Annotated in this window: 16 protein-coding genes; 12 read left to right on the top strand and 4 right to left on the bottom strand. The window is 34.4% G+C overall.

Going from position 1 to position 16,342, the window contains the following annotated elements; all coding sequences use genetic code 11:
* Positions 1-8 precede the first annotated feature (8 nt).
* Positions 9-476 (bottom strand): NUDIX hydrolase, encoded by a 468-nt coding sequence (locus AC1M36_RS02420; protein WP_336452355.1) that lies wholly within the window; start codon positions 474-476, stop codon positions 9-11.
* A 20-nt stretch (positions 477-496) separates the two neighbouring features.
* On the bottom strand, positions 497-1,336 hold the full coding sequence (locus tag AC1M36_RS02415; protein ID WP_336452354.1) for a DUF2785 domain-containing protein: 840 nt from the start codon (positions 1,334-1,336) through the stop codon (positions 497-499).
* A 126-nt stretch (positions 1,337-1,462) separates the two neighbouring features.
* Here AC1M36_RS02415 and AC1M36_RS02410 point away from each other — a divergent pair, with 126 nt between their 5' ends.
* From AC1M36_RS02410 to AC1M36_RS02370, 9 genes are all read left to right on the top strand, one after another.
* Positions 1,463-2,296 carry a hypothetical protein gene (locus AC1M36_RS02410; RefSeq protein WP_431613181.1) on the top strand — a complete coding sequence of 278 codons (834 nt, stop codon included), beginning with the start codon at positions 1,463-1,465 and terminating at the stop codon, positions 2,294-2,296.
* 123 nt (positions 2,297-2,419) lie between these two features.
* Positions 2,420-3,442 (top strand): tyrosine-protein phosphatase, encoded by a 1,023-nt coding sequence (locus AC1M36_RS02405; protein WP_336452352.1) that lies wholly within the window; start codon positions 2,420-2,422, stop codon positions 3,440-3,442.
* 73 nt (positions 3,443-3,515) lie between these two features.
* Positions 3,516-4,211 (top strand): YjjG family noncanonical pyrimidine nucleotidase, encoded by a 696-nt coding sequence (locus AC1M36_RS02400; protein WP_336452351.1) that lies wholly within the window; start codon positions 3,516-3,518, stop codon positions 4,209-4,211.
* A gap of 290 nt (positions 4,212-4,501) precedes the next feature.
* Positions 4,502-4,696, top strand: coding sequence for a hypothetical protein (locus AC1M36_RS02395; RefSeq protein ID WP_241816601.1), 195 nt, complete (start codon positions 4,502-4,504; stop codon positions 4,694-4,696).
* Between the two features lie 237 nt (positions 4,697-4,933).
* Positions 4,934-5,659 carry an ABC transporter ATP-binding protein gene (locus AC1M36_RS02390; protein WP_336452350.1) on the top strand — a complete coding sequence of 242 codons (726 nt, stop codon included), beginning with the start codon at positions 4,934-4,936 and terminating at the stop codon, positions 5,657-5,659.
* Entirely contained in the window at positions 5,652-7,307 is a 1,656-nt protein-coding gene (locus AC1M36_RS02385; protein WP_336452349.1) for a putative ABC transporter permease subunit, read from the top strand. Before AC1M36_RS02390 ends, AC1M36_RS02385 begins: the two co-directional genes overlap by 8 nt.
* A gap of 61 nt (positions 7,308-7,368) precedes the next feature.
* Positions 7,369-8,127, top strand: a complete 759-nt coding sequence (locus tag AC1M36_RS02380) for an SDR family oxidoreductase (RefSeq protein WP_336452348.1) — start codon at positions 7,369-7,371, stop codon at positions 8,125-8,127.
* Between the two features lie 360 nt (positions 8,128-8,487).
* Positions 8,488-9,180 carry a hypothetical protein gene (locus tag AC1M36_RS02375; RefSeq protein WP_336452347.1) on the top strand — a complete coding sequence of 231 codons (693 nt, stop codon included), beginning with the start codon at positions 8,488-8,490 and terminating at the stop codon, positions 9,178-9,180.
* A 120-nt stretch (positions 9,181-9,300) separates the two neighbouring features.
* On the top strand, positions 9,301-10,263 hold the full coding sequence (locus AC1M36_RS02370) for an aromatic ring-hydroxylating dioxygenase subunit alpha (protein WP_336452346.1): 963 nt from the start codon (positions 9,301-9,303) through the stop codon (positions 10,261-10,263).
* A 290-nt stretch (positions 10,264-10,553) separates the two neighbouring features.
* Here the strand turns inward: AC1M36_RS02370 and AC1M36_RS02365 are convergent, their stop codons facing one another.
* Positions 10,554-11,846, bottom strand: a complete 1,293-nt coding sequence (locus AC1M36_RS02365) for a histidine--tRNA ligase (protein ID WP_336452345.1) — start codon at positions 11,844-11,846, stop codon at positions 10,554-10,556.
* Positions 11,847-12,307: 461 nt separating this feature from the next.
* Between AC1M36_RS02365 and ybaK the strand changes: the two genes are divergently transcribed.
* Positions 12,308-12,781 (top strand): Cys-tRNA(Pro) deacylase, encoded by a 474-nt coding sequence (gene ybaK, locus AC1M36_RS02360; protein ID WP_336452344.1) that lies wholly within the window; start codon positions 12,308-12,310, stop codon positions 12,779-12,781.
* 149 nt (positions 12,782-12,930) lie between these two features.
* On the opposite strand, the gene AC1M36_RS02355 is transcribed toward ybaK, so the two are convergent.
* On the bottom strand, positions 12,931-13,140 hold the full coding sequence (locus AC1M36_RS02355; protein ID WP_336452343.1) for a hypothetical protein: 210 nt from the start codon (positions 13,138-13,140) through the stop codon (positions 12,931-12,933).
* 406 nt (positions 13,141-13,546) lie between these two features.
* Between AC1M36_RS02355 and rraA the strand changes: the two genes are divergently transcribed.
* Positions 13,547-14,026, top strand: coding sequence for a ribonuclease E activity regulator RraA (gene rraA / locus AC1M36_RS02350; protein WP_336452342.1), 480 nt, complete (start codon positions 13,547-13,549; stop codon positions 14,024-14,026).
* Between the two features lie 375 nt (positions 14,027-14,401).
* A complete protein-coding gene (locus tag AC1M36_RS02345; protein WP_336452341.1) occupies positions 14,402-16,327 on the top strand; it encodes a DUF4430 domain-containing protein in 1,926 nt (641 codons plus the stop codon).
* Positions 16,328-16,342 lie beyond the last annotated feature (15 nt).

Below are 16,342 nucleotides of genomic sequence, written 5' to 3'. Positions count from 1 at the left end.
GCGTTCCCTTATTTTTCTGTTTTCATTGCAATCGATTGCTGAAATTGATCAATAATCATTTTAGGTACAGCGCCAATATTATGTGAGAGTGTATGCAATGAGAAAAAACGCAATCCTTTTGATTCAGTACGGTCACATTGCAACTCACCTTCATAATTTTGGCAAATATAAACTGCCATGACACCAAATACTTGATCGCCGTTTGGGTATATTTGAAACAAGTTTGGTCCTGAAAAGGTGTGAAAGAGTTCTAAATCTTTTACAATAAGTCCTGTTTCTTCAAATGCTTCTCGTTTTGCAGCTTCTTCTAATGTTTCTCCATATTCAAGAGCGCCACCAATAATGCCCCACATATTGAAATCAGTGCGAAGCTGAAGTAATATTTCATTTTGTTTATTTAAAACGATTACGTGTGAACCAGTTATGATAAGCGGATGGTTCCCTACAAGTTTTCGTATGTCTTCGATATATCCCATTTTCATTTTCTCCTTTAGAATTAACAATACTTCGGTAATTCCCTTAACATTTTTTCAGCTCGATTTGCTACAGAAGTAAGGTTAGGGTCTGTTTTTGTTCTGAAAAACAAGGTGCGTAAAAAAGTTTTTACATTTGCACATAATATAAAGTATTCATGACAAGAAAGTCTAATTTTTAACTGTGTTAAACGTTTTATTTTTTTATAGATAATCGAAAAAAGTTGATCCCTTGGAAAGTCATAATAAAGCATAGATAAGAGGGGAGTTACAATTCGTTCATCTTCATTATTATGATATACGGTAGAATAAATGAAGATTTTATTTAATAAGCAATGAGCAATCTCTTCATAACAGGAACAGGTAATATGCGCACTGTGTACCAGTTCGTTAAAAGCATCGGATACATGGGCAACGCTATGAGCCCAGCCTTTATCTTGTACATAGCCACGATAATCCATTTCAAGATTCGTATATGTAATAAGCTTTTCTTTTACGTTTTGCACAGTTTCTTGTAATAAGAACGAGTGAGAATTATCGAACTGTATAATTAGTCCTATTAATAAAGTGGTATAAGAACGAGTGAAAACTCCATCTGTATTGGGAGAGGAGATTTCTTGATATAAGTAATCGTCACTTAGACAGGTTGTTAACAAAGTTTCTAAGTTATCATGGGATAGAAATTCATTTTGAATAAAATGTGCAAAACTTTTATATATTAATTGATTACGTACATAGCTATCGGTCGTTCCAATATGCCCAATCATATGGGAACTTAACTCATTAAGATCGATGTTCTGCATCTGTGTATAGTCATTTTGCTGAATGAGCTCCAATTGTTGTTGCAATGTGGTGATATCCAAAGCTCCTCCTCCTCTATGCTTTCGTAATGCATTGTTTCCTAGTATTCTATATATTCAAAGACAATCCTGCTCATGCAAGGATAAATCATAACCTCTCTCGAAGTAGTCAACAGGGGGGCGCTGCTTATGTTAAAACAAAATCTTCAACATATGATTGTACTATACCCAGCTGTGTTATTTGATGGGTGGCATATTGAAAATGTATCGGAGCGCAGAGAAGGAGAGAAATGGGAAACACTTTGGTTTCAAGTTTTTACACCAACAGGAGTGTTTCGGGTAAAAGAATTTTTTCTAGATATTATGGAACCAACATTTCCTGATAGCTGCATTTATCAAGCGCAAGGTGAATGTTTTCAGTATAATCATCTTGTATATTGGAGGGGATTAAATTATAAAGGGAAAGTCAGTTATGTCACCTCTAAATGGAAAACGCAGGTTGAAATTTCGATTGATGAAGGATTCGTGCAGCAACAAGAAATGGAGCAGTTTTTAGAAGGTTTCCAGCCATTAGATCTAGAAAAAGCAAAAAAACATGTAAATAAGCCGTTTCATCAATTAAGTTTTCAAGCAAGAGTACAAATTGACGGTGAAATAAGTAGATGCAGTAAGTGGTATTCACCAAATGAAGTGCAATTTGAATCGTTACCAATTACAACACTAGATGATTGGCGGCTTGAATCGGTTGGTTTTAGAGATGACGAAATACAATATGTGTACTGGGATAAAAAGAATCAACTATATGCACTTTGGGCGTGTCGTCATGTAAAGCGTAATTATTATCCAGTATCTTCGTGGACTCAAAATTATAGCCCAATGCAAATGATTAATGGATTAGAATTTTATAACCATCCTCAGCGTGGCACCGTTGTATATCAAGATTTAGGTGACGAGCAGATTGCCTACGTATTTCGTGGTACTCCATGTACAATATTCGCAAAAGTACAAGAAATCTTTTCTTAATTTCAAAGAATAGACAAAAGAATGTCATAAATATAGTCACGACAGGACCCATGCATTTGTAATAAAATAAAATAGAGTATTGCTTTATTTAATGGATTATACAGAGAAAGTATTGGTGAAATTATGACACAACAAAAAAACTGGTTACAAGCAAGTGTAGAACGAAATCAAGATAATAAGTTACATATAGTATGGGAAGATGGAATAGGAGAAGTTACTATTTATTGGAGTACTTCATCAGAACATATTGAAGAAAATGGACAATTGTTATTAAACGCTACTAAAGCAGCTTCATGTACAATAGAAGATCCTAGCCCTAACGTACGTCCTTATTTCCGATTAGTAGCAAGTAATGGACAAGCAGTTACTGTAGCTGAGCGTCGTTTGCCATTACAAGGAGCGTTTAATTTCCGCGATTTAGGTGGCTATGAAACAAGTGATGGCCATAAAGTAAAGTGGGGGAAATTATATCGTTCAGAAGAATTAGCAGGATTAACAGACTGGGATATTGCTTATTTACAACAGTCTGGTTTAAAACTAATCTGTGATTATCGAACAGATTTCGAAGTGACGCATAAACCAAATCCGAGCATTGCTGGTGCTCGCCAAGTTTGTTTGCCAGTTATGCAAGATATAGCGAAAGATTTAAATATTAATGAGTTTTTCCAAGTGGGGGATTTATCAATGCTTGGAAAACCAGGTGAGTATTTAGTAAAAATGAATAAAGGTTTTGTAGATGGGAATGAGGCATTTTTACGTTTTCTACAACTAGCTCAAAATCCGGAAAATTTACCTTTAGTGAACCATTGTACAGCCGGAAAAGATCGAACAGGATTTGGTTCAGCACTATTATTACTTCTTCTTGGTGTTTCAGAAGAAACGGTTATGCAAGACTATTTGTTAAGTAATGGATTCCGTGAAAAGTTAAATCAAAAAATGATGGCCTTTTTAGGTGCGAAGCTGCAAAATGAGGAAAGTAAAGAAATATTAGGAGCTATGTTTGAAGCTCGTGCGGAGTATTTACAAGCAGCAATTGATGAAATTACACGCACATTTGGCAGTATTGAAAACTATGCTGAAAAAGGACTTGGTTTTACAAAAGACCAGTTAGAAAATATGAAGACATTGTTATTAGAAGAGAAGTAATCAAACAATCCTGTATTATGTCAGTAATACAGGATTGTTTTTATTAATCAGCAGATGCGTAATGGAGGAAGTTATGAAATACAAAGTTATATTCTTCGATGTGGATGATACATTATTAGATTTCAGTATGTCAGAAAAAAATGCACTACATAAAGCTTTTATAAAATTTGGATTACCTACGGGACTAGTAGATTATAAAAACAGCTATAAAGAGATTAGTAAAGTATTATGGAGAGATTTAGAACAGGGAACTACTACTGTATCAGAATTGGGTGTAGAACGATTTAGAAGGTTGTTTTTAGAACATAACTTAGAGATTGACGCGGCTACATTTAACAGTGTGTATCTTACATACTTAGGAAAAGAAGTACATCTTGTACCGGGAGCTGTAGAATTGTGCAGCAGTCTTACTGGGTGCAGGCTAGCTATTATAACAAATGGATTTACTGATGTGCAAAAAAACAGAATAGAGGAATCTCCTCTTTGTAATACCTTTGAGCATCTTATCATTTCAGAAGAAGCTGGGTTTCAGAAGCCGGACCAAGGTGTTTTTGAATATGCATTTTCTAAGTTGAAGATTACTGATAAAACGGAAGTGTTAATTGTAGGAGATTCTTTAACTTCTGATATCCAAGGAGGAATAAATTACGGGATTGATACTTGTTGGTTTAATCCAAATGGTAAGGAAAATCATATAGGTATTCAACCAACATATGAAATTCGTGAGTTAACTGAGATTATAAGGATTGTAGGAGAGAAGGAGAACTGAGGGGACTTGAATAAATATTTGTTGATTAGATAGGAATTACTTTTAACAATACGTGTAACTCTTATAAAAATCCCTCTCTATAAATAGGAGGGATTTTTTGAATTTCATCAATGAAAGCATTCAATGCTTTCGCAACGTTATGCGCGAGTTGTAAAGAAGGATTATACCTTCCTTTCTCTACGAATGAAGGTTATATATTTAGTTAAAATTCAGAAAAATGATAATATTATTAGGTTATCAACAGTAAAAATATCGTAAAATGGTTGCAAGAGGAAGGGAGGGGGCAATGTATGATTAAGTGGATGTTAATTATGTTAATGATTGTGGCAGTAATAGTTGTTGGAACAATAGTAGTCGGGAAAAATGGAGATGAAAATTATAGTAAAGCAACGAAAGGTAATATTACAAGGCTTACAATGATTTATCTTTTATTAGCAGTGGTTTTAATTGTTGGACTAGGTTTATATATTTATTTTAATGGTTAGATATATATAATCAAAAACCAATATAAAACGAGAGCGTTTGTTTTTGCGTAGAAGCGGTTTTAGCCAAATATTAAGTGAAACGATCGGAAAATCAAAATAAATATGGACAATAACCTTTCTTAATAAACTGATACATTTTGTCGATCTGTTTAATCTGAAAAATACAAAAATCTAAAAATAGAAGTATGCTATAATAGAGATATAGTTTATTGGTAATTGAGGAAAGGATTGGATAAAATGATTGAGATTGTCAATGTATCAAAGAGTTATAATGGTTCGTCATATGCAGTAAAAGATTTAAGTTTAACAGTACCAAGCGGAGAAATTTTTGGGTTCTTAGGGCCAAATGGTGCTGGGAAATCGACAACAATTAAGATGGTAACGGGTATACATGCGATAGATAAAGGAACAATTTCGATCAATGGAAAAGATGTGACAAAGGAACCTTTAGAGGCAAAGAAAACATTTGGGTATGTGCCGGATAGCCCAGACATGTTTTTACGTTTAAAAGGAATTGAATATTTAAATTTTATGGCTGATATGTACGAGGTTCCCAATGCAATCCGGCAGGAGAAAATTCAATCGTTGACTAAGAGATTTGATCTTTATAATGCTTTGTCGGATCAAATTCAAAGTTATTCACACGGAATGAGGCAGAAGATTATTATTATTGGTGTACTGCTGCATGATCCAGATGTATGGATTTTAGATGAACCAATGACAGGGCTTGATCCAAAATCAGCGTTTATTTTAAAACAGATGATGAGAGAGCATGCAGATAAAGGGAAAATAGTATTTTTCTCAACACACGTGCTTGAAGTAGCTGAGAAATTATGTGATCGAGTTGCGATTATAAATAAGGGGAATTTGCAGTTCCAAGGTAATTTAAATGAAATGAGGGATCATTTTAAATCCGATGAACCACTTGAGAAAATGTTCTTGGAGATGACAGGAAATGAATAAAATTTGGACATTAACAAAAGTATTATTGAAATTAAATTATGCAGATATCATAACGGATAAGAAGAAACGATGGGCGTATGCATTTTCATTTCTAGCATTATTATTTGCTGGCTTTATATTTATCGGTCCACTTACATATGGAATGTACGCTGGAATGAAAACAATCGGACAAGAAACATCGATAATTGGAATGGGATTAGCTGTTGCGAGCATATGGGTATTTGTAATTAGTATTACGAACATTTTAACAGTATTTTATTATAATAATGATGTTGAAACTTTATTACCTTTACCACTGCAACCATCACAGATCATTACAGCAAAATTTATTACGGTATTAATTACACAATATGTAATGGGATCTTTCATTTTATTTCCAATCTTTATTGTATATGGTGTGCAAAGTGGTGCATTTATTACGTACTATTTATATGTAATACTTATTTACATATTTTTCCCCATTATCCCGCTAGTACTTGCATCACTTTTAATGACAGTTATTATGCGTTATACAAATATAGCTAAGAATAAAGATCGTAGTAATATATTTATTGGAATATTAACCTTACTGTTTGTCGTAGGTATTAATGTATTTATTCAGTGGCGAAACAAAAGTGCAGTATCAGGAGATATGATGGCAAATTACTTTGCTGATAATCAATCGTCTCTATTCGTTCAGATGACAAATTATTTTCCGACAACATACTTTGGTGCGATGGGGTTAATAGAAAATGCTTCTTGGAAAGGAATTATATATGTTCTAATTTTTGCAGCGATTTCCTTAGCATTTTTTGGATTGTTTTTCTATGTTGCACAGCGTACGTATTTAAAAGGAGTTATCGGACTTTCAACGAGCACTGCAAAAAAAGAGGCCATCTCAGCAGAAAACTTAAAAAAATCAACTGTACAAAGCTCACACATAAAAGCTTATGTCAAAAAAGAGTTTAAAATTTTATTCCGAACACCACAATTTTTTATAAATTGTATCGTGCAAACTTTTGTGATGCCAATTATGTTATTCTTTATACTTTTCATACAAGAGGGAAACTTAAAGTGGTTAACTAAGTTTATACAAGAACCGGAATGGTCTGGTCTAGCTCTTGGCATCGGTTTCTGTGCAGGTTTATTCTTAATGGGAAGTAATGTCATTGCCACAACATCTTTTTCTAGAGATGGGAGTTCGTGGTTTATCAATCGTTATTTACCAGTAAAGGCATCAGATATATTTTTTGCAAAAGTATTTACAGCATGGCTTATTAATATAACAATTTTAGCTGTGTTTGGTCTTATTATGACAATTGTTGCTGGTGTGTCACCAATCTTTATGTTGCTATGGTTTTTACTAAGTGCAAATGGTCTTTGGTTAACAAACTTAATTGGTACACGTTGGGACGCTCAAACGGCGGATATACATTGGGATTCGGAGCAAAAGTTGTTTAAAAGCAGGTACACAACTTTATGGAATTTCCTTGCAAATATTGCGATGGATCTAGTAATCGTAGCTGGAGTTGTTGGATTATACTTTTTCTTTGGCATCGGTATGTGGGGAATGTTTAGTATTTTATTAATCGCATTTATTATTATAAATGTAATTGTAACACGTAGTTTACAGTTAGGAGCAGAGCGCATTTTAGCGAATATTAAATAACACGATAAATCCTCTGCATACATGCAGGGGATTTATTTTACGGAATAGGGGGAATAAACCAGTGACGAAAATAGCAATTGTTACAGGTGCGACACGTTTAAATGGAATTGGGGCAGCGATTTGTAAGGCACTTGCTCAAAAAGGCATCGATATTTTTTTCACGTACTGGCCTAGGTATGATAAGGCAATGCCATGGAGTATGAATGAGGAAGAACCATTTTTATTGAAAAGAGAAATTGAAAATTATGGCGTGCGTTGTGAAATGGCTGAGGTGAACTTATCACAATCGTATGCACCAAACCGGTTATTATATATGGTATCAGAACGATTAGGAGAGCCGTCTATTCTCATTAACAATGCTGCTTATTCCACTGATACAACTGTTGAAGAACTTGATGTAGAGCAACTAGATAGGCACTATACGGTAAATATGCGCGCTACGATGTTACTAAGTACACTATTTATTAATCATTATTCACTTGAAACAAGTGGAAGTATTGTAAACCTTACATCTGGCCAATCGTTAGGTCCAATGCCAAATGAACTTGCTTATATCGCAACGAAAGGGGCAATTGAAGCTTTTACTAAGTCAGTAGCACCTGTTGCTATGGAAAAAGGGATTACTGTAAATGCTGTTGACCCAGGTCCGACCAATACAGGGTGGATGACAGAAGAAGTTCAATCGTATTTAGTAACCAAATTTCCAGCGGGAAGAATAGGAGAGCCTGTAGATATAGCACGTCTCATACAATTTTTAGTAAGCAAGGAAGCAAAATGGATAACGGGACAAGTCATTCATTCGAATGGTGGATTCTATTAATAGTTTATAATTTTATTATGTTAACAAAAAGGTTGAGAAATAATATGAAGTGAAAAATAATTATTGAATTGATTTTTATATAAAATAAATAGATTGTCAGTAAATAGCGGCTTTTGATAGGGGAATATATTGTCATATAAAGAATACAGTTCTTGATATGACAATATATTCTCCTTCTCTTATGTTAAGAAAGGTTGATCGGGTAGAAAAAGCTCGAATATTAAATGTAAACAATTGGTCAAATCGCATATCAATATGAAGATTTCTGTCGGAAAGATGAGAGTTAGAACAAAAAGGGATTTTTATGGCAAAATAGAATCGTAAAGGGGAGGATAAAATTGTAAATATAGGAGGCTTTTTATGAAAATGAAAAAAATCACGATTGCATCACTAGCAATTGGTACAATGCTCTCCATTACAGCTTGTAGTCCTTCTGCAGAAAAAGATCAAGCGAAAAAGGAACAAACGAACGCACAAGAAGAAGCAAAAACAACGAATGCTGATGAAACATCTGCAACAAAGAACGACGGGAAAGAAACAAGTACAACTACTAATGAAAAAACAGAAAAAGATCACAAAAATTCCAAAGAATCGTCTGGAACGGAGAGCAATGCTAAATCTACAGAAAAAGAAACAAATGCTAAAACTAACGAGCAAGCGACAAATGGAAAAACGACAGAAAAAGAAACGAATTCAAAAGCAACAGAACAATCTACGAACGGAAAAACTGCAACGAAAGATACAAATAAAAGTGCGGCTGTGAAAACAAATGTGAAAGCAGTTGCACAACTTATTGACAGTTTAGATAAACAATTAGCTGCCAACCCTAAGCTAGATACAGTGAATAAGCTAGGAAAGCAAATTAATGAAAAATGGGATGTAATCGAAAAAGAGTTAGAAGCGACTCATCCAACTGATTATAAAACGATTGGGCAAAGTATGTACCCTTTAATTGTCGCAGCTGAAAAAGAAAAAATAGATGTGAAACGGATCAAATCATTGACGACGAAAACAAAGCAAGATTTAAATCAGCTTTTAAACAAACTTTCTTAAATGAAATAACGTATAGTGAAAAGGAGAAACAATATAGGTTTCTTCTTTTATTTGTGTCTATTGAAACTTGAATGTACATACAATGTGAAAATACTAGTTTAGGGTGATGAGGAGGCACATATGGACGATAATATAAATCGCATGTTCCCGTGTACTTGGTATGCTATCTGTTTTTCAAAGGATGTTACGAGACGACCGATAAAGAAAAAAATAATAGGAAGGGATTTGGTTTTATTTCGAAATAAAGATGGGAATATACAAGCAATAGCGGCTTATTGTCCGCACCGAGGGGCAGATTTATCTTTAGGTTCCATGAGAAAAGGGAGAGTAACATGTGCATACCATGGATGGGAGTTCGATGGAGGAGGTACTTGTGTATGCATTCCATCTCAGCCTTCGAAACCGATACCGAAATTTGCACACACGAAGTCTTATCCTGTAATTGAAAAAGCTGGACTGATTTGGGTATATCCAGACTGCCAGGTAAGTGATGAGGAATTACCGGTATTGGAACTATTTGAAGAAGTTGAAGATACAAGCTTTGTATTTTCAACGTATAAAGCGAATTGGAATGCTCACTTTACAAGAGTTGTAGAAAGTGTACTAGATGTTGTCCATTTAAGTTTTGTTCATAAGAATACAATTGGGAAAGGTACGAATCCTGAGTTAGAAGAATTGCAAATTGAAGGTGATTTAGATGCCTTTTCCTTGAAAAATGGTGAGGCCTATTTATGTTATAAGTTTCCTCAGCAATGGCTGTTAAAGCCGTTAGAAGGAGTAAACAAGAAGTTTATTAATTTTGTTACTTTTACACCGATAGATGAAGAAGAAACGATGATTTTTGGATTAGCAGGAAGAAACTTTGCGAAAAAAATGCCGTTTCTACATACAATTTTTAGCCGGTATAGTTTGAAAGTTCTTCAAGAAGATCAAGTGGTAGTAGAAAGTCAGCATCCAAGACCCATACCAGAAGCTTTAAAAATGGAGGCACATGTATACGCAGATGCAGCTCAAATTAAGTTTCGGCAGAGATGGTTTCAGTTTTTAACAAGTGAAGAGCGAATTTGCTATTTAGATAAATAAAATAGAATACTATAAAATTATTATGTGAACTAAATTTGTAATTATAGCTAAAAGATTATGTATAGAAAAGTGGCCCACCTTTTAGCAAGCGGTTCTCTTTTGAGGTATCCGCATTGCAAAAAGTATATATAAACAAGTTCTTCATCAAAATGCTTTTCGTATACAAATCATTGATACAACAATAAAAAAACAGAGCGCATTCATGTGCGAATTGCTCTGCTATTATACCTACTTTTATAGTTACGGATACTTCAAACGAGAACCGCTTAACTTTTTTAGTAGATCCTTTTTTATAAATAGTCCTTTAAAGTCCCATCTTCAATACAGGATAGGGGAATGGTGCTTTCAATACTGTTTTTCATATCTCGTAAAACGATTGTTTCTGTGCTGATTTCATTTTCACCAATTATAAGCACATATGGAATACTTTCCTTGTTAGCGTAATTAAGCGCACGTTTTAATTTACGCCCAGTCAGTTCTAATTCAACTTTGAAGTTACTGTTAAAACGTAACTGTTGTGTAATTCGTAAACATTCCACTTCGGTGTTAATGGGAATAATAAAAATATCGACAGAAGAAGATTCCGTTTCTTTTTGCGCAAGAGCTGTATAAATAACATCTAGGCCAAAGGAAATTCCTACTGTTGGATAGGAGGCATTATCCTTACGAAAGGCTCCAATGATATTATCATAACGTCCACCACTACCAATACTGGAAGTGATACTTCCATCTGCTAAAAAGATTTCATAAACTGTGCCTGTATACATTGTAAGCCCTCTTGCTAAAAATGGATTGAAAATGGTATTGTTTTGGGTACCAAGTGCGAGTAGATATTGCTGTAATTGCTGTAGTTCATCGATTCCATCTGTAACAAGTGAATTGGAGAAAGTTTGTTTAAATTCATCAAGCTCTAATGTTGTGCAAGATTCAACAGTATTACAAACAACCTCTACAGTGTCATTTATGATTCCACGGCTTTGTAAATCCTTTCGTACGCCATCAATCCCAATCTTTTCAAGTTTATCTAATGATAAAATAACATCGTTTGTTTGTTCATCTGGAATTTCAATTGACTTAAGGATACCTGTTAATAACTTACGATTATTATATTGAATGGTAACATCTAAGTTTAAATTTTTGAAAAGATCAAAGGCCATAGCCATTAATTCAGCTTCAGCAATAACAGATTCTACGCCAACTATATCAACGTCACATTGAATAAATTCACGGAACCTTCCTTGTTTTATCGGTCCATCACGAAAGACTTTTCCGATTTCATAGCGTTTAAATGGGAGCCTGATATCAGGGTTCATTGCTACTACTTTTGCAAATGGGATTGTTAAATCATACCGAAGTGCGAGTTCGCGATTTCCTTGATCGCGTAATGTATACATTTCTTTTAAAATTTCAGCACCGCCGCCATATTTGTAGGCCATAAGTTCACACATATTCACAGTAGGTGTTTCAAGTGGTTTACAGCCATATCGTTCAAAAGTTTCTTCACAAGTCCGTTTAATTTTATTTCGTAACAACTGTTCCTCGGGCAAATAATCTTTCGTTCCTTTTACATTCCTTACATCCATTTGAATCACTCCTTTTTAAATTAAAAAAAGCTATGCAGGTATAAAAATACCCACATAGCTTTATGAACGCTTCGTGGGTAACAGGAAAAGCCCTGTACCCACGAAGAAAAAAATTCTTCGGATACACGGCGTTATGTATGATGATGAAGTTGGAAAGAAGTATTAAAATTACACATATCAAGTCTCTCCTTAAGTTTTTTCAAAAGTATAACAAATGATTTTTGAAATATCAATGATTTTTGAAATATCAATGTTTTTTGAAAATAAAAATAAGATTAACCAATGAATGAATTATAACGTATATAAACAGTGTGAGTTATAGGATATGTTTGTCATTCCTTGTGAAAAAATACCAAAGTAAGATACAATATTAATGTATTTGAAATTATATTTTTAACATCTTCGTCTCAATTCCTATATGAAATCGTACATATAAATTTATTGCAGGAGGATTTATCACGATGGAATACAAAACCAATGTCATGCGGTTGTTAGATAAGAAGAAAATCGATTATAAGCATTATAGTTATGCAGATACTGATGCGATTAGTGGAATTGATGTTGCGTTAGTATTAGGACAATCTCCCAATCAAGTATTTAAAACACTAGTAACCATGGGGAAATCAGGACAGCACTATGTTTTTGTTGTACCCGTAAACAAAGAATTAGATTTGAAAAAAGCAGCTGCTAGCGTTCGGGAAAAATCAATCAGTATGCTGAAATCAAAAGATTTACTCTCGCTTACTGGTTATATTCATGGGGGATGCTCACCGATTGGAATGAAAAAATCTTTTCAAACTGTCATTGATAAAAGTGCTACTGAATTTGAAACTATCATTTTTAGTGCAGGGAAGATAGGATATCAAGTTGAGTTGGGATTAGAAGACTTGAAAAAAATCATTCGTTTTGAACTACACGATATTGTAGTTGAGTAGCATATTGCTAATTTCGATGATCGAGTTGGAGATAGGATAGACCTATGAACTGGAATGAATAAAAAGAGCCATTTGGCTCTTTTTATTATTTAAATTGAGAGAATCCAATCTTTTAACGGATTGAAGGTAGTGGAGATAGGTACTCGAGTTTAATTCGTATTATTTTGGAATTTCGGTATCTTCTTAATGCCTTCGGTTCCCATAATGCTGCCAATAAGTGCAATTAATACACTTGAAGAAATAAATTTAACTACATAATAAATTCCTGTTCCAGTAACTAAATCTAAGATTAAAAATTTTTTTATTGTTGAGCCTTTTATTATATAAATAACAATTTGATCGTTTTTTCTATTCAACATTGTCACACCCTTATTCTTTTATAAAAGAATATTACAAGGAAAGGTTGTCATATTCATTCATGACTACTCTCAGCATTGATGATTAGAAAGTACAAAGAGGTTAACTAGCTTTTTATTGAACTACCCCCACCTACACTTGGTTTAGAGAAGGGGTCTTCTCGGTTGAAATTAAAACAAAAGAGCAGCTAGCAAAAGCTAACTGCTCTGCCCCAGGGAAAGGGAGAAAAGATTATAGGTACTACAAATTGGATTAAAGCTGTTCACCAGCCTTTATATAGTATGTACAGAATTTGAAATATTATGCAGGAGGGAAAACTATAGTATACAAAATTTTGCAATATAAGACAGGTGAAATGTGAAACGACAAGAATATGTAACATATACTAAAAAGAAAAGAGGGAAAAAGATGTGGAAAACAACTGATCTTTGTGATGCCTTTGAAAAAGAAGTACAAGTATGTCAGCCCATGTTTCAGTCGTACGGTATGAAAGAACAATTTCAAGGGAAGATTGCGACTGTTAAAGTGAAAGATGATAATGTATTAGTAAAGGAAGCACTGCAAACTGTACCAGAGGGAACCGTTTTAGTAGTTGATGGAGGGGCTTCGACAAACTGTGCATTACTTGGAGACAACTTGGCAAATATAGCAAAAGAGCGGAATTTAGCAGGTATTATCGTATATGGGTATGTTCGCGATTCTAAGGAACTACGAAACATAGATATTGGTATTTGTGCATTAGGTACAATGCCGAAGAGAAGTATAAAAGAAGGAAAAGGAGAAACAGCAATTCCTTTACAATTTGGAGGGATTGAATGGGTTCCCAATCACTATGTGTACGCGGATGAAGATGGCATTATTGTATGTGAAAAGCGTATTCATGATTAACATACATATATAGCATATAATAATCTATTATTCTTAGAAAATAAATCCGATAAAGCATAGACAAATTCTTGTGTCAATAGTAAAATAATACAGAAATTTGTAATGTGATAAATGTATAGGTGTATTGTTTTTTTGACAACTTTTAAAAGAAAATGAGTGGAAATGGAATTTGAAGTGTCATTGTAAGTGAATGTTATCACAATATTGCATTCATAAGCCGAATAATCTTTCCTATACAAATCCAATCGCTACTTATTTAGACAAAGGGAGGTGTTGCGTTCTTTTGTGTAGTACGCCTAATAAGCAGTGCTGCTATTACATGCCCTTAAAGGGTCTTTTTTCTGTATAAGTAAGCAAGGGGAGGAATAAGCGGAAATGGCAATGATAAAAAAATGGCTGCTTACGTCGATAATGGCAGTTGCATTAGTATTTGTTTCATTCACAAATACTGTACATATTACGTTTGCTGAAGGTAAAACAGCAACACTTGCGATCATTGGGGAATCGCAAAAAGGAGTTATTTTATGTCCGAAAGAAGTGTCAATTGAAGATGGGGAAACAGCCTATAGTTTGTTACAAAAAGTTATGGGGACGAAAGTAACAGCTGAAAATACGAAATATGGTATCTATGTTAAAGGTATTGATGGTTTAATGGCTGGTGATACAAGTGGATGGACATATGATGTAAATGATAAAGCTGCCATGGTAGGGGCAGATAGTTATACATTAGAATCTGGAGATGTTGTTGCATTTCGTTTTGTTGTAGATTGGAACAACATGAGTACAGAAACATTGCAACAGGTGCTCGATAAGATTGGAACTTGTAAAAAAGATCCAGATACAACTAACCCAGAAGAACAAAAACCAGAAGAGCAAAAGCCTGAGGAACAAAAACCAGATGGCCAAAAGCCTGAGGAACAAAAACCAGAAGAGCAAAAGCCAGATGGTCAAAAGCCTGAGGAGCAAAAACCAGAAGAGCAAAAGCCGGATGGCCAAAAACCTGAGGAGCAAAAACCAGAAGAGCAAAAGCCAGATGGTCAAAAACCCGAGGAACAAAAACCAGAAGAGCAAAAGCCAGATGGTCAAAAGCCTGAGGAACAAAAACCAGAAGAGCAAAAGCCTAATGAGTTGAAAGAACCAATTAAAAATGAATTATTAATGAAACAATTAGATCAAGCGATTGCTAAAACATCACAAAAGATGATGGAAGATGGAATTGATAGTGATTGGGTAGCTATTGCACTTGCTCGTTCAGGATATAATATTCCAACGGAAACAAAGATTAGTTATTTACAATCTTTAACACAAACAGTGGAAAAGCGTATGAATCGATTTACTGCGACAGATATAGCAAGAACAATTTTAGCAGTGTCAGCAGTGAATGGAAATCCAACGAATGTTGCAGGGGAAAATTTAGTACAAGAAGTGTACCAATCTGAAAAACTAAATTCTGTTACTGGTTATACATTTGCTTTACTTGCACTTGATACGAAAAAATACGAAGTGCCAGCTGGAGCGAAATGGAATCGCGCTGCTTTAGTAAAAGAGATTTTAAATGCGCAGCATACAGATGGTGGATGGACATATAATGTTGAAAGTAGTAAGGAAGAAGCTAGTAATATTGATGTAACAGGTATGGTTTTATCAGCGTTGGCACCATATCAAAAACAACCAGAGGTAAAACAAGCTTTAGACAAAGCAGTGCAGTATGTAGCAAATAAACAATTAAGCACTGGTGGATTTGAAGCTGATGGTCAAGAAAATTCTAACAGTGTTTCGCAAGCGATTATTGGACTTGCTATTACAGGAATCGATCCAACTGGTGAAGCGTTCACTAAAAATCATGTAAATGCAGTTCACAATTTACTGTCATATCAACTTGCAAATGGTGAATTTAAATGGTTACCAAACGATGAAGAAGGTAATGGTATGGCTACTGAACAAGCATTTTTAGCACTTGTTCAATATAAGGCATTTGTAGATGGAAAAGGCTCTATATATGATTGGACAAATCCATTGACTGGAAATGATAAAACTTCAGTTGAAGAGCCGAAAAAACCTGTAGTAGATGAACCAAAGGTAATTGAAAAGCAAGAAGTGATTCAAAAACCGCAGGAACAAATACATGATGAGAACTCTCGTGTTGTTATAAAAGACAAAACAATAAATAATGAAAAAACTGCAATAAACCGTCAATTACCAAAAACAGGAGCGTCTGCCTGGGATAATGCTATGCCAGTAGGAATGGGCGTATTATGCATCGCTTCAGCATATGTTTTATGGAGACGAAAAGCAGCTTAACGAAAATTAGGAGCA

This window comes from Bacillus sp. Medicinal_06, assembly GCF_056711665.1.
The sequence above is the reverse complement of the archived record's forward strand: the minus strand, read 5'-3'. Positions and strand labels throughout refer to the sequence as shown.